Origin of the sequence: Halopenitus malekzadehii (genome assembly GCF_900108505.1) — an archaeon.
GTDB lineage: Archaea > Halobacteriota > Halobacteria > Halobacteriales > Haloferacaceae > Halopenitus > Halopenitus malekzadehii.
Genome location: NZ_FNWU01000003.1, coordinates 199,726 through 213,954 on the forward strand (window position 1 = coordinate 199,726; position 14,229 = coordinate 213,954).

Below are 14,229 nucleotides of genomic sequence, written 5' to 3' on the forward strand. Positions count from 1 at the left end.
TGGATGCGGTGACCACGAGTGTACACCGGGCGGCGCATTTTTGTCCGTCCGGTACCGATCGACCGACGGAATGCGCGCGTTCTTCGCAGTCGACCTGCCGAGGGACCTGGCTGCCCGGATCGCCGAAGTGCAGGGGACGCTCCGATCGGCGGACGGGCTGCGGTTCACCGACCCCGAGCAGGCGCACGTCACGCTCGAGTTCCTCGGCGACGTTCCCGTGGGCTCCGACGGCGAGGGGAACGGAAACGGGGAGGTGAACGGCGGAGGAACGGGCGACGAGGAGGACGACGACCACGGGATCGAGGCGGTGATCGAGGCCGGACGAGAGGCGGTTCGGAAGGCGAACGTCGAACCATTTACGGCGTCGATCCGGGGACTCGGCGCGTTTCCCTCGACCGAGTACATCCGCGTGGTCTGGGCGGGCGTGGGCGATGGAGCGGCCGAACTGACGCGGCTTCAAGCGGCGATCGAATCTCGAACGACCGACCTCGGCTACGAACCCGACGACCACGAGTTCACGCCGCACGTGACCCTGGCCCGGATGGACGATGCGCGCGGGAAGGAGCTCGTGCAGGAGACTATCCGAAACGCCGAGGCGAACATCGGGACGTTCACCGTCGAGGCGGTTCGGCTCAAGCGGTCGAGGCTGACCGAGTCGGGGCCGGTCTACGAGACCGTCGAGTCGTTCCCGCTGTCACCGTGATCGGTCGCCCGGGTGCTCTCCGTGTGGTGGGTGGTGACCCGTACGCGGTCGATCCGTGTCGCCGTCGCCGAGAGCACCTCGAGCGTGACGCCCGCGAGTTCGACGCGGTCGCCCTCAGCAGCCACCCGACCGAGGTGGTGATGGACGAGGCCGGCGACGGTCTCGAAGGCCTCAGTCGTCGGAAGATCGGTCCCGAGCGTCTCGTTGAGGTAGGTGACCGTCGCCCGCCCGCGAACGACCGCCACGCCGTCGTCGACGATCCGGATCGGATCAACCTCCCCGTGCCCGACGATCTCGCCGACGATCTCCTCGATCACGTCCTCCATCGTCGCGAGCCCGACGACCGCGCCGTGTTCGTCGACGACGAGCACCAGCCGGACGCCGTCGGCCTGCATCTCCGAAAGGAGCTCATCGAGGGGTTTCGTTTCGGGGACGAAGGTCGGGTCGGCGAGGAGATCCCCGAGCTCGTCGAGACGGGTGTCGGCCGGTTCGGACCGGGTCATCGCGTCGCGGACGTCGAGAACGCCGCGGACGTCGTCACGGTTCTCCCCGTACACCGGCAGCCGCGTGATCCCCTCACGGGTTCCGGTGTCGATCGCCTCGGCGAGCGTGGCGGAGACGGGAAGCGAGACGACGTCGGTTCGCGGCACCATCACGGCGGTGACGGCGGTGGCATCGAGATCGAGGACGCGTCGGATGATCGCGGTCTCGTCGGACTCGAGGACGCCCGTCTCCTCGCCGGAGAGGACGATCGTCTCGATCTCCTCGCGGGAGAGATAGGTCTCGAAGCCGGCCTCCCCGCCGGTGATGCGGTTGACGACGCCGACGGCCGCCTCGAAGACGACGAGCACCGGCCAGAGGACGCGCTGGACCAGGACGACGATCCCGGAGACGCGCAGCGCGTGTCGCTCCGCGTTGGTAACGGCGTAGGACTTGGGCGCGATCTCCCCGAAGATGATGACGAACACCGAGGTGAAGACGGTCGCACCGGTGGCCGCCTGGCTCGGCGGCAGCACCTGGACGAGGACCGCGGTCGCGACGGCAGCGGCGGCGATGTTGGCGACGTTGTTGCTCACGAGGACGGTCACGAGGAATCGGTGTGGATCGTCTCGAAGTCGGGCAAGCGCGGCCGATCCGGGCGTTTCGGCCGCGACGAGCGAATCGATCCGGTGCCGACCGATCGAGAAGACGGCAAGTTCGCTGCTCGAGAAGAAGGCGCTGATCGCGGTCAACACCAGGATGGTAACCAGTCCCGCGCCGATCGCTGAGACGTTCATACGGATGCTTCGCGTGAGAGGCGCATAAGCGTCGGCCACGAACGCTCAGGTCGATCGCCGGCGAAACGGATCGAAAGTCGGTGAAACGGATCGAAAAACCCGTCCTGAGAATCGTAACCGAATGCCGTGATACCACGGAACACGGCCCACAGCCGTCGATGAAAAAGGATTAACCACCCGACGCGGATCGGTTCAGATATGAACGTTCTCGTGACCGATCCGATCGCGGACGCGGGCCTCGATCGGCTCCGAGAGGCGGGCTATACGGTTGAAACCGACTACGACATCGAGGGCGGCACGGAGCTCATCGAGGCGATCGAGGGCGTCAACGCCCTGATCGTTCGGTCGGGGACCGAGGTCTCACGCGACGTCTTCGAGGCGGCCGAGGACCTCGTCATCGTCGGGCGGGCCGGGATCGGCGTCGACAACATCGACATCGACGCCGCGACCGACCACGGCGTCATCGTGGCGAACGCGCCGGAGGGGAACGTCCGCGCCGCCGCCGAACACACGGTGGCGATGACCTTCGCAGTCGCACGCTCGATCCCGCAGGCGCACGGCCGCCTGAAGGACGGCGAGTGGGCGAAAGGCGAGTTCCTCGGCGCCGAGGTCAACAACAAGACGCTCACGATCGTCGGCCTCGGGCGCGTCGGCCAGGAGGTCGCCAAACGACTCGACTCGCTCGGAATGGACCTCGTGGTCTATGATCCCTACATCTCCCAGGAACGCGCCGAACGGATGGGCGCGGAGCTCATCGAGGACCTCCACGACGCGCTCGCGGCCGGCGACTTCGCGACGATCCACACGCCGCTGTTGCCCGAAACCGAGGGGATGATCGGCGAGGCGGAACTCGCCCAGCTCGAGGGCGGCTACCTCATCAACTGCGCCCGCGGCGGGATCGTCGACGAGGATGCCCTCGCGACGGCCGTCGACGACGGCGTGCTGGCTGGGGCGGCGCTCGACTCCTTCGCGACCGAGCCCCTGCCGACCGACTCGCCGCTTTTGGACGTCGAGGACGTCGTCGTCACCCCGCATCTCGGTGCCTCGACGGAGGCGGCCCAGGAGAACGTCGCGACCGACACCGCCGACGCGGTGATCGCGGCGTTCAACGACGAGCCGGTCATCAACGCGCTCAACGCGCCCTCGGTCGACGAGAGCGCGTTCCCGCGCATCGAGCCCTACATCGACCTGGCCGAGACCGCGGGGAAGGTGGCCGCACAGCTGCTCGAGGGGCGTATCTCCCGGATCGAGGTGACCTACGAGGGTGACATCGCCGAGGAGGAGATCGACCTCGTCACCGCGTCGGCACTGAAGGGCGTCTTCGAGCCGCTCGAGTGGCAGGTCAACGCGGTGAACGCGCCACAGCTCGCCGAGGACCGCGGGATCGACGTCGTGGAGTCGAAGAGCCGACAGAGCGAGGACTTCCAGAGCGTCGTCCGTGTCACCGTCCACAACGGCGACGAGGAGCTGTCGGTCGAGGGAACGCTGTTCGCCGGCGACGACCCCCGGATCGTCCGGATCGACGGGTTCCGCGTCGATGCGGTCCCCTACGGGCACATGCTCGTTGCCCGGAACGCGGACAAGCCGGGCGTCATCGGCCTCATCGGGACCGTCCTCGGCGACCACGACGTGAACATCGCCGGGATGTTCAACGCCCGCGAGGTCCACGGCGGCGAGGCGATCACGGTCTACAACCTCGACCAGGAGGTACCGGACGCGGCGGTCGAGGAGCTGCTTGCTGACGACCGGATCATCACGGTCACGGAGATCACCCTCGACGCGGCGAACGGGCGCGAGGAGTAGGCGTCGAACGGGCGCGAGGAGTAGGCGTCGAACGGGCGCGAGACGGGTTTTTCGTCAGTTCTCGAGCAGCTCGAGCACGGCGCCAACGTCGTTTTCGACCGGCTCGGGGTCGTTGCCGGCCTCGTAGGCGGCGTCGGGGTCCTTGAGGAGGTGTCCCGTGGTCAGACAGACGACGCGCTCGTCATCGTCGACGACGCCCTGGCGACGGAGTTTCCGCAGGCCGGCCACGCTGGCGGCGGAGGCGGGTTCGACGCCGACGCCCTCGGCAGCGAGTGCGCGTTGGGCGTCGGTGATCTCGTCGTCGGAGACGGCGACGGCGGTGCCGCCGGTGTTCCGGATCCCGGGCAGCGCCTTCGGCGCGTTGACCGGATTGCCGATGCGGATCGCGGTCGCGCGCGTCTCGACGTCCTCCCAGCGGCGGACCTCGTCAGCCCCATCCTCGATCGCTTCGACCATCGGAGCGGCGCCTTCGGCCTGGACGCCGGTGAGTTTGGGGACGTCGTCGACGTCGAGCGCGCCCGACTGGACGAGCTCGCGGAAGGCCTTGTACAGCGCCGCGGTGTTGCCGGCGTTGCCGACCGGCAACACGATCCGGTCGGGGTAGGTGTCGTGATCGGCGTGGAACGCCTCGAGGATCTCGAAGCCGATCGTCTTCTGGCCCTCGAGCCGGAAGGGGTTCAGCGAGTTGAGCAGGTAGGCCTCCCCGCGGGCGGCGAGCTCCTGAACGATGTCGAGGCAGGCGTCGAAGTTGCCGTCGACCTCGAGGATCCGCGCGTCGTGGAGGCTCGCCTGGGCGATCTTGCCGGCGGCGACCTTGCCCGCCGGGAGGAGGACGAGCGTCTCGAGGTCCGCCCGGCCGCCGTAGGCGGCGAGCGCGGCCGAGGTGTTGCCCGTGGAGGCGCACGCGAGCGCGCCGACGTCGAGCTCCTCGGCGACGCGGACGCCGACGGTCATTCCGCGGTCCTTGAACGAGCCCGTCGGGTTCATTCCCTCGTGTTTGACTCGGAGCGTCTCGACGCCGACGTCGGCCTCGAGCCGTGGGACGGTGTGCAGCGGCGTGTCGCCCTCCGGCAGGGTGACGCCGATGTCGAACGGGAGCGCCTCCCGGTACCGCCAGACGCCGCGGTCGGGGCCGTCCGCGGACGCGCCCTCGCCGAAGTCCTCGAAGGTCGGCGGGGTCGCATAGCGGGCCTCAAGCAGGCCGTCACAGTCGTCACAGGTGTAGCGGACGTCCTCAAAGGGGGCGAACGTGGAGCCGCACGCGATACAGGCGAGCCACACTCCGTCGTCGGCGCACTCGGGAGCGTCCGGCGCGGGCGTGTCGAGGTCGAGCGTCATCGTTCGAGGGTTACCCCGCCGACATAAAAGGTGGGTGGTCCGAGCGGGGCATCAGGTCGTCGTCGACTTCGACTTGTCCTCGGTCTCGGGGAGATCGACGCCCTCGGCCGCCTCCAGGTTGGCGGTCTCCTTTTCGGTCGCGACGTGCCATCGATCGACCGTGGATTCGTACTCCGCGAGGATGTCCGAGACCGCCGCCTTCAGGTCGTCGTCGTTGACGTTCACCTCGAAGACGAACTCCTCGTCCGCCTCGCCGCGGCCGACGCGCTGAATGTTGGCGCTTATCAGTTCGTTGTCGAAGTAGTACGGCGCAAGCTGGGTCATCACGTTGCGATAGACGGTGTCCTCAACCTTTCGGATGGCCTTCCGACCGGCGGAATCGGCGGCGCGCGCGACGTGTTCGATCGACTCGCCCCACCGGTCGATCGCGCCCTCGTTGTCGCCGGCCTCGACCTTCTCGTAGGACTCCGAGAGCTTCTCGCCGGCGGTCTGCATGTCCTCGCTCGCACTCTTGCCCGCCTTTTCCCCCTCGCCCTTGCTCACGGAGGCCTGTTCTGCGGTCTTCGCCGAAACGTCCTCGTCGATCAGCTCGTGGGCGCGCGGGCGCCACTCGTCCCACTCGTGGAAGGCGTCGTCGTTGACGTCGGCCTCCCGAAGCGCCTGCGTGATCTTCTCGCCGTGTTCAACCATATCCCCCCAGTCCCCGCGGATCTTGAACCCGGAGATGCTCTCTTCCATCGGTTAGCCGAGGCGTACGTAACGGAGCCGTAAAGCCCCTCCGGCAGGCCGCGTGGTCGGGCGTCGCCGTGTTTTTTGTCGATCGACCAAGAGGGGACGGCCATGGGCTACCGTATCGTCGATCCCGACGCGATCGATCCCACCCCCGATCGGCCCTGCGAGCAGCGTGCGCTGACCGAGCCTGCGGGACTCGAACACGTCGCGATGAACCGCTATCGGGCCGACCCGGGCGAATCGATCCCGCTCCGGTACCATTTCCACGAGAAACAGGAGGAAGCGTTCTACGTACTGGCGGGCGAGCTGGCCGTCGAGACGCCGGAGAAAACCTACACGGTACCGTCCGGATCCCTGTTCGTCGTCGATCCGGGCGATCCACAGCGCGCGTACAACCCCGCGGACGCCGCAGAATCGATCGAGATCCTGGCGATCGGGGCCCCGCAGACGACGGGCGACGCCAGGCAGCACGACCCGAACGAGCCGGATGACGACGCCGGCGCGGAGTAACCGATAGAGCGGGGACGATCGGAACCGGTCAGGTCGGAGCGGAACAGGTCGAATCGGAGCAGATCGAGCCCGATCAGGCGGCGTCGCCGTCGCTGTCGCCGTTTCCGGGCGCGTGTACCTCGTCGTTCCGGGAGTCCCACACGAACCAGAGCATCACGATCGTCATCCCCACGACGGCGACGCCGGCCGCGACGGTCGCTGCCGTTATCAGTTCTTGCATATCCCAGCATCCGCCGGCTGCATAAATCAACGTGTCGGCTTCGGTCGAACGCGGCGGCGGCATCCGTCGAACGCGTCGATGTCGATTTCGGTCGAACGCGGCACACGGCGCGTGCCGAATTCCGCCGGGAGGATGCCGGGATTCTTGACCGTCGGGCGCGACCACTTCGACGATGAACGTCTACGACGCGTGCAAGCCGGCGCTGTTCGCGCTCCCGGCGGAGACCGCACACCGGTCGATCCACCGGCTGTTGCGGACGATCCAGGGAACCCCGGTGACGGACCTCCTCCGGCGACGGTACGTCGTCGAGGATCCCCGGTTGCGAACCTCGGCGTTCGGCTGCTCGTTCCCGAACCCGGTCGGCGTCGCCGCGGGATTCGACAAGAACGCGGAGATCCCGCGCGCGCTGGCCGCGCTCGGGTTCGGCCACGTCGAGGTCGGCGGCGTCACTGCGGAGGCACAGCCCGGAAACCCGCGGCCCCGGATGTTCCGGTTGCGGGAGGACCGTGGACTCATCAACCGGATGGGGTTCAACAATCAGGGCGCCGATCGCGTCGGCCGGCGACTCGGTGCCGAGCCGCTTCCGACCGTCCCGGTCGGGATCAACATCGGGAAGTCGAAGTCGACGCCGCTCGCGGAGGCACCCGGAGACTACGAGTACACCTACGAGCGCGTTGCGGACGCCGGCGACTACTTCGTGGTCAACGTTTCAAGTCCGAACACGCCCGGACTCCGGTCGCTGCAGGACCGGGACGCCCTCGAGTCCATCCTGGGGACGCTTACCGACGCCGGCGCCGATCCGCTGCTCGTGAAACTCTCACCGGACCTGCCGCGACCCGCCATCGAGGAGGCGCTTGCGGTCGTCGACGACCTCGGTCTGGACGGCGTGATCGCGACCAACACGACGACGGACCGGCCGGACTCGCTGCAGAGCCCGCAGCGTGCCGAACGCGGCGGCCTCTCCGGCAAGCCGATCGAGGGGACCGCGACCGACCTGATCCGGTTCATCGCCGAACGAACCGACGTGCCGATCGTCGGCGTGGGCGGAGTCGACGACGCGTACGGCGCCTACGAGAAGATCCGCGCCGGCGCGTCGGTCGTCCAGCTATACACCGGGTTGGTGTATCAGGGACCGAGCGTGGCTCGCGACATCAACGAGGGGCTTCTCGAGTTGCTCGATCGCGACGGGTTCGAGTCGATCGAGGACGCCGTCGGCGCCGATCTGTGACGGTGGGTTCCTCCCAGATCCGCAGTGGGGACCGCTCAGTCGCCCGTCCGCACGATCACGGCGGCGTCACCGGCCTCGAGCAGGTCGCCCTCGCCCTGATACTGTCGGTCGGTTTCGACCGTGAACTCCTCGGGGGACAGCTCGTGACCGGCAACGTGTAGCTCGCCGTCGACGAGTTCGTACTCGCCGGCCTCGATGCCGGCCTCGATGTCGGGGACGTCGCCGCCGTAGGCCGGCCCGACCGTGGCATAGTCGAGGTCGATCCCGGTCGTGACCGTCTCGACGGGCGCCTCCGCGTCGGGATGGACGCGCAAGTCCCCGACGTGCATCACGCCGGTGACGTCGTCCTCGAAGCCGCGGACGTCTCCGTACACCTCGACGACGTCGATGGGCGCGTTGAGCGGGAGCTGTTGGTCGCTTTTGAACTTCCGGAGCGCGCCGACGACCGCCATCGCGAGCTCGCCGGCGTCGTGGTCCGCCTCCAGCCCGAGCGGTTCGGGCCAGTCGGCGAGGTGGATCGACTCGGCGGCCGCGGGCGTCTCGTCGGACGCCCCATCGGCGGCGCCGTCGACGTACTCGGCGTGCCAGATCTCCTCGGTGACGTGTGCAAGCAGCGGGGCGAACAGCTTCAGGAACCGGCGGTGGGCCGTCCGGAGGGTGTACCGGGCCGAGTCGTCCTCCCGCTGTTTGGCGATCTCGAGGTAGTCGTCACAGAACGTGCCCCAAAAGAACGTCCGGAGGCCGTCGCGGGCCTTCGAGAACTCCCGGTTCTCGAGATGCTCCGTGAGCCGCTCGAGCTCCCGGTCGATCTCCGCGAGCAGCCACCGGTCGAGCTCGGCCAGCTCGTCGGGCTCCGCCGGGTACGGCTCCGGCGCGAGCGACTCGACGAGCTTCGAGGCGTTCCACAGCTTGCGGATGAGCTTCTCGCCCGCGCGCAGGCCCTTCTCCTGGTAGGGGAGGTCGTCGCCGATCGCGGAGCCGGCGGCCCAAAAGCGGGCGGCGTCGACCGGGTACTCCTCCAGCACGGCGTCGGGGTCGACGACGTTGCCCTTCGATTTCGACATCTTCTCGCGGTTCTCGTCGAGGACCATCCCGTTGATCATCGTCGACTCGAAGGGCACCTCGCCGGTGTGTTCGTAACACTTGATCACCGTGTGGAACAGCCAGAAGGAGATGATGTCGTGGCCCTGTGGGCGAACGTCGATCGGGTAGATCTCCGGCCGGTCCATCGTGAACTCGCCGGCGTCGGCGTCGTAGTCCCAGCCGGCGTTGATGAGCGGCGTGAGCGAGGAGGTGGCCCAGGTGTCGAGCACGTCGTCCTCGGGAACGAACTCTCCGTGGCCACACTCCGGACAGGCGTCGACGGGCGGGTCGTCCGAGAGGGGATCGACAGGGAGGGCGTCCTTCTCGGCGATGACCTCGTGGTCGCAGTCCGCGCAGTACCAGACCGGGAACGGGATGCCCGAGGAGCGCTGCCGGGAGATGAGCCAGTCCCACTGGAGCCCCTCGACCCAGTGTTCATACCGGGTGAACATCTTCTCGGGGAACCAGTCCATCTCGCGGCCGGCCTGGAGGTACTCCTCGCGCTTGTCGAGAACCTTCACGTACCACTGCTCGGTGACGAGGAACTCGACGCCGACGCCGCAGCGCTCGTGGACGTTGACGGTGTGGGTGATCGCCCGCCGGTCCAGCAGCGCGCCCTCGTCCTCGAGGTCGCTCACGATCGCCTCCCGAGCCTCCGAGGAGTGCATCCCCTCGTAGGGGCCGGCCACGTCGGTCATGTGGCCCGACTCGTCGATGGCGACGCGGAGGTCCAGATCGTGGGCCTGGTACCACTCGATGTCGTTCTGGTCGCCAAAGGTACAGCACATCACGATGCCGGACCCCGTCTCCATGTCGACGCGATCGTCCGCGATGATCGGCACGTCGTGGCCGAACAGCGGGATCGTCGCCTCCTGGCCGACGAGGTGTTGGTTCTCGTCGTCGTCAGGGTGGACGAAGACGGCGACGCAGGCGGGCAACAGCTCCGGCCGCGTGGTGGAGATGGTGAATCCCTCGCCGGAGTCGGCAACGGCGAACTCGATATCGTGGAAGTGGGAGTCCTGCTCGTCGTCCTCGGTCTCGACCTGCGAGATGGCCGTCTCACACTCTGGACACCAGATGGCGGGTGCCTGCTCGCGGTACTCGCGACCCTTCTCGTAGAGGTCGATGAACGAGAGCTGGGAGACGCGCTGGACCTCGGGGGAGATGGTGCGGTAGGTGTTGTTCCAGTCGATCGACAGGCCCATCGCCTGCATCTTCTCGGTGAAGTCGGCCTCGTACTCCCGGCAGACCTCCCGGCACTTGCGCTGGAACTCGCGGCGCTCGAAGTCCTGATGGCGGACGTCGAGTTCGCGCTCGGTCAGCCGCTCGGAGGCGATCCCGTTGTCGTCGTAGCCGAACGGGTAGAGAACGTCGCGGCCGTTCATCCGGTGGAACCGGGCGACGACGTCCTGAAGGATCGAGCCGTAGACGTGGCCCCAGTGGAGGTTCCCCGAGACGGTCGGTGGGGGGGTATCGATCGCGAACGCGGTGTCCGGATCGGCGGTCTCCTCCGGATAGGCGAACGTCTCGTCGTCGACCCATCGGCGCTGCCAGCGCGCCTCGACGGCGTCGGGGTCATACTCTCCGCTGGGCATTCTTGGGTGTCGATACCGCCGGTTGCCTGTTAAGCGCCTCGATCGGTGCAGCGACGGCCGTCGGGAGAACCGTCCGGCTTCCGCCTACTCGAGCGCGTCCAGCCGGAACTCGAAGGCCGCCACCGGCAGCTCCATATCGTGCTCGACGAGCACGGCGGGGTGAACCTCGCCGATCACGCCGACGGTCTCGCCGTCGATCTCGATCGCGGCGGTGCGTCCGTCGATGAAGGTCGGATGGTCGGTCGGCGGCGTCGCGAGGTCGACGTCGAAGTCACGGCAGACCGCCTGCAGCCGGGCCTTCGCGTCCTCGTAGCTCGCGTCGGTCCGGGCGAGGACGGCCGCGACCGTCCGACGTTCGGCGACGTTCGTGTTCTCGGTCTCGTCGCGCTCGGCGGCCAGCCCGATCTCCGCGAGGTCCTGGGGGTACGCCCGGTGAGTGTTCCGCTCAAGGACCATCAACAGCGAGGGGAGCGCCCACGTGCGCAGCTGCGTGTAGTCCTCGCTGTAGGGTTCGGTGATCTCGACGGGCTCGCCGCCCCCGGCGACGTCGGTCCCGGGATCGACGCGCAGCCGGTCGTAGTTCTCCGGGCCGCTTATCATGTGGAAGTTGAGCAGGTCCTCGAAGCCGAGCCCGACGAGGCCGTCGCGGGCCGCGTCCTCGAGTCGCGACCGGTCGTGACGGCCGCCGACGGTCCCGACGTCGGGATAGCGCGGTTCGAGGTCGTTGAACCCGTAGGCGCGCCCGACGTCGTCCACGAGGTCGTAGGGGTGGAGCACGTCGACGCGGTACGGCGGGACCTCGACGTCGTAGACGACGTCCTCGCCCAGCGAGTAGGTCGCATCGAGCCCGGAGCGCTCGAAGAGGTCGACGACCTCGTCGGGCTTGAACGAGACGCCGATCGTCGACTCGATGCGGTCGTGGGAGACCGACTTCTCGGTCACATCGAGGTCGGGCCGGACGAGCGTCCGGCCGGCGCTCGGGTGGGATGCGGTCGATGAGTCGCTCCCGCCGGCGATCGGCTCGACGTCGGCGGCGCCGTCAGCACCGGCTCCGCCGTCAGCGTCGCCGTCCGGATACGCGATCTCGACGTCCTCGATCGTGGCGCCACGGGCGGAGAGCGCGTAACAGACGATCGCGAGCATCCGGTCGATCGTCCACTGGTCGGTTCCCGTCATCTCGACGAGCAGCTCGCGGCTGCCCGTGGTCACCTCGGTCCGGCGCCCATTGATGACCGGCGGGAACGAGAAGAGCCCGAGGTCGTCGTAGATGGCCGGATAGCGGTCGTACTCCGCGACGAGGTCGGCGTAAGTGCGGCCGGTGTCGTGGTTCTCGAGCACGTCCGCTGGAGTCATCTCGGCGTCCGAATCGAGCGGGACGAACGTGTCACCCTCAGGGTCGACCCCGCGGTAGGTGATCGCGTTGCCGTCGCCGTCACTCTCCGCGTTGCCCTTGAGCATCGCGAGGTCGTGGATGCCGATCGCGCCCTTGGCGCGCTTGCGGCCCATCGTCGCGTGCAGCTTCTCCTGGAGCTGGATGAGCGAGTCGAGCGCGTCGTCGTCAAGATCCACGCCGCGAACGACCGCGCCGGTGACGTACGGGCGCTCGTCGGGGACCGAGTCCGCGACCTCGATCGTCCAGTCGGCGTCGTTGGTGTCGGGAACGTGGACGCCACGGGCGTCGCCGTAGTGGTAGCGCAGCGATCGGGCGATCCCCTCGACCGAGAGCCGGTCCAAGCGGTCCGGCGCGAACTCGAGCTGGAGGTCGCCGTCCTCCGTCTCGCCCTCGAACTCCAGTCCGAGCGCGAACAGGTCGTCGATGAACTCCTCGTCGGTCTTCTCGTGGCCGGTCAGCTCGCGCAGCTCGTCGGGGTCGACGTCGACGACGGGCATTACCGCACCACCTCCGTCTCCCGCAGCAGTTCCAGATCACACAGCGTCCCGTGCACGTCGCGGATGTCGTCGAAGCCGTACATCAACATTAAGAGTCGCTCCAGGGCGAGTCCCCACGCCATCACGTCGCACTCGACGCCGAGCGGGCCGAGCACCTCCTGGCGGAACAGTCCCGAGTTGCCGATCTCGATGAGCTCGTCCGTCTCGGGGTGACGGCCGAACAGCTCGAAGGACGGTTCCGTGTAGGGGTTGTAGTGCGGTTTGAACTGTACGTCGGTGATCCCGAACTGCCGGTAGAACTCCTCGAAGGTACCCATCAGGTCCCGCACCGAGAGGTCCTCGGCCATCACCCAGCCCTCGATCTGGAAGAACTCGAGCAGGTGGGTCGGGTCGAGGGTGTCGTTGCGGTAGACCTTCTCGACCGAGAAGAACCGTTGTGGCGGTTCCAGGTCGCCGAGCGCGAACCCGGAGAGGTGCCGCATCGACAGCGAGGTGGTGTGGCCGCGCAGGTCGATCGCCCGCGCGACGTCCTCGGTCCACGGCGAGTGGTAGCCGTCGCCGTCCTCGCCCCAGCCCTCCCGATGGGCGCGCTCGACCCGGTCGAGCAGCCCCGGCGGAATCGACTCCATCGGCGGGAGATCGAGCGCGAACTGGTCCCAGTGGGTCCGCGCGGGGTGGTCCTGGGGCATGAACAGGCAGTCGTTGATCCAGAACTCCGAATCCGCGTGGGGGCCATCCATCTCCCGAAAGCCCATCCCGACGAGGACGTCCTTCACGCGGTCGGCGGTCTGCCGGAGGATGTGTTTGCGCCCGCCGGTCGCAGTCTCGGCGTCCGCCTCGACGTTGTACTCGGCGAACTCCACGTCCCGCCACTCCCCGCTCGTGAGCAGCTCGGGCGTGAGCCGGTCGACCGTCTCGGCCGTCTCGATCCCCTCCATCAGGGCGGTCACGCCGTCCTCCGAGAGCGTGACCGAGCGCACGGTCGACTCGCTTCGCTCGATGAGTCCGCGGCGCTCCAGGCGCTCGAGGACGTCGGCGTCGATCGATTCTGGTGGTTCGATGGAGGCGTCCCGGTCGGGCGCCGTCTCGCCGGGGTCCGCCGTCACGTCGGGAGCCGCCGCGGCGATCGCTTCGAGCGCGAGCGCCTCGGGGTCGTCCGCGGGATCGACGTCGGGGTCGGCGGTGATCTCGCCGGACTCGATGGTCCCGTAGCCCTTGCGGGCGTAGTTCGAGAGGGCGATGTCGACGGCGCCACCCTCGAGGTCGGCTCCGCCGATGACCTCGCCCATCGACTGGGGCGCGTCGTCGGCGCCGGCGTCGAGGGCCGCCCGGTGGAGTCGGATCTCCGGCAGATCCGTTTCGACGTACTCGCGGCCCTCGTCGGTGATCGCCACCGAGACCTGCTCGGCCTCGCTGACCGTGAGCAACCCCTCGTCCGCGAGCTCGAAGGCGACCCGCGTGACGGTCTCGGGTTTCTCGTCGATCTCGGCCGCGAGATCGTCGATCGGTCGGTCGTCGGTCGCGCTCGCGGCCTCGAGGACCGCGAGTTGGGCTTCCGTGAGTCGCATATGGTGGATGTATCGTGTGGGTCGGCGTCGTCTCTCGTGCGTACGTTCGGCGGCGTGAGGGTCGTAAGCGTTCCGTGTTCGGTCGGCCGCCGCGATCGTTTCAGCCGGAGGGGCCGAACGAACCGGGGTCGCGAACACGGTGCGCGCGGTTTCACCGCCTCGCTGCGGGACGTCCCACAGCAGGGCGGATCCGCCACGCGCGAGTCAGCGAAAACCGAACTCGAACCCGAAGCCGGCGCGGTCACGGGCGATCCGAACGGTGGCGGGTTCGAGTGCCATATC

General features: G+C 68.1%; 11 protein-coding genes. 4 read left to right on the forward strand and 7 right to left on the reverse strand.

Features of this window, described 5'->3' with window-relative positions; all coding sequences use genetic code 11:
- Nucleotides 1–70: 70 nt before the first annotated feature.
- Entirely contained in the window at nt 71–703 is a 633-nt protein-coding gene (gene thpR / locus BLW38_RS08185; protein WP_092816756.1) for an RNA 2',3'-cyclic phosphodiesterase, read from the forward strand.
- Here the strand turns inward: thpR and BLW38_RS08190 are convergent.
- On the reverse strand, nt 667–1,980 hold the full coding sequence (locus tag BLW38_RS08190; RefSeq protein WP_092816757.1) for a hemolysin family protein: 1,314 nt from the start codon (nt 1,978–1,980) through the stop codon (nt 667–669). The two genes, thpR and BLW38_RS08190, sit on opposite strands and share 37 nt — an antisense overlap.
- A gap of 198 nt (nt 1,981–2,178) precedes the next feature.
- Here BLW38_RS08190 and serA point away from each other — a divergent pair, with 198 nt between their 5' ends.
- On the forward strand, nt 2,179–3,783 hold the full coding sequence (gene serA, locus BLW38_RS08195) for a phosphoglycerate dehydrogenase (protein WP_092816758.1): 1,605 nt from the start codon (nt 2,179–2,181) through the stop codon (nt 3,781–3,783).
- Between the two features lie 54 nt (nt 3,784–3,837).
- Here the strand turns inward: serA and thrC are convergent, their stop codons facing one another.
- Both thrC and BLW38_RS08205 read right to left on the reverse strand, forming a co-directional pair.
- Complete coding sequence (thrC, locus tag BLW38_RS08200; protein WP_092816759.1) at nt 3,838–5,121, reverse strand: threonine synthase; 1,284 nt, start codon at nt 5,119–5,121, stop codon at nt 3,838–3,840.
- 51 nt (nt 5,122–5,172) lie between these two features.
- Nucleotides 5,173–5,859, reverse strand: coding sequence for a DUF5828 family protein (locus tag BLW38_RS08205; RefSeq protein WP_092816760.1), 687 nt, complete (start codon nt 5,857–5,859; stop codon nt 5,173–5,175).
- 102 nt (nt 5,860–5,961) lie between these two features.
- On the opposite strand from BLW38_RS08205, the gene BLW38_RS08210 reads away from it, so the two are divergent.
- Nucleotides 5,962–6,363, forward strand: coding sequence for a cupin domain-containing protein (locus tag BLW38_RS08210; RefSeq protein WP_092816761.1), 402 nt, complete (start codon nt 5,962–5,964; stop codon nt 6,361–6,363).
- Nucleotides 6,364–6,436: 73 nt separating this feature from the next.
- Here the strand turns inward: BLW38_RS08210 and BLW38_RS16235 are convergent, their stop codons facing one another.
- Nucleotides 6,437–6,583, reverse strand: a complete 147-nt coding sequence (locus BLW38_RS16235) for a hypothetical protein (protein ID WP_177167465.1) — start codon at nt 6,581–6,583, stop codon at nt 6,437–6,439.
- A gap of 172 nt (nt 6,584–6,755) precedes the next feature.
- On the opposite strand from BLW38_RS16235, the gene BLW38_RS08215 reads away from it, so the two are divergent.
- Nucleotides 6,756–7,811 (forward strand): quinone-dependent dihydroorotate dehydrogenase, encoded by a 1,056-nt coding sequence (locus BLW38_RS08215; protein ID WP_092816762.1) that lies wholly within the window; start codon nt 6,756–6,758, stop codon nt 7,809–7,811.
- A 35-nt stretch (nt 7,812–7,846) separates the two neighbouring features.
- Here BLW38_RS08215 and BLW38_RS08220 read toward each other — a convergent pair whose 3' ends face one another.
- The 3 genes from BLW38_RS08220 to pheS all read right to left on the reverse strand — a co-directional run bounded on the left by BLW38_RS08220 (nt 7,847) and on the right by pheS (nt 13,947).
- On the reverse strand, nt 7,847–10,489 hold the full coding sequence (locus BLW38_RS08220; protein WP_092816763.1) for a valine--tRNA ligase: 2,643 nt from the start codon (nt 10,487–10,489) through the stop codon (nt 7,847–7,849).
- Nucleotides 10,490–10,573: 84 nt separating this feature from the next.
- Nucleotides 10,574–12,379, reverse strand: a complete 1,806-nt coding sequence (locus BLW38_RS08225; protein ID WP_092816764.1) for a phenylalanine--tRNA ligase beta subunit-related protein — start codon at nt 12,377–12,379, stop codon at nt 10,574–10,576.
- Nucleotides 12,379–13,947, reverse strand: coding sequence for a phenylalanine--tRNA ligase subunit alpha (gene pheS, locus BLW38_RS08230; protein WP_092816765.1), 1,569 nt, complete (start codon nt 13,945–13,947; stop codon nt 12,379–12,381). The genes BLW38_RS08225 and pheS overlap by 1 nt, the downstream gene beginning before the upstream one ends.
- Nucleotides 13,948–14,229 lie beyond the last annotated feature (282 nt).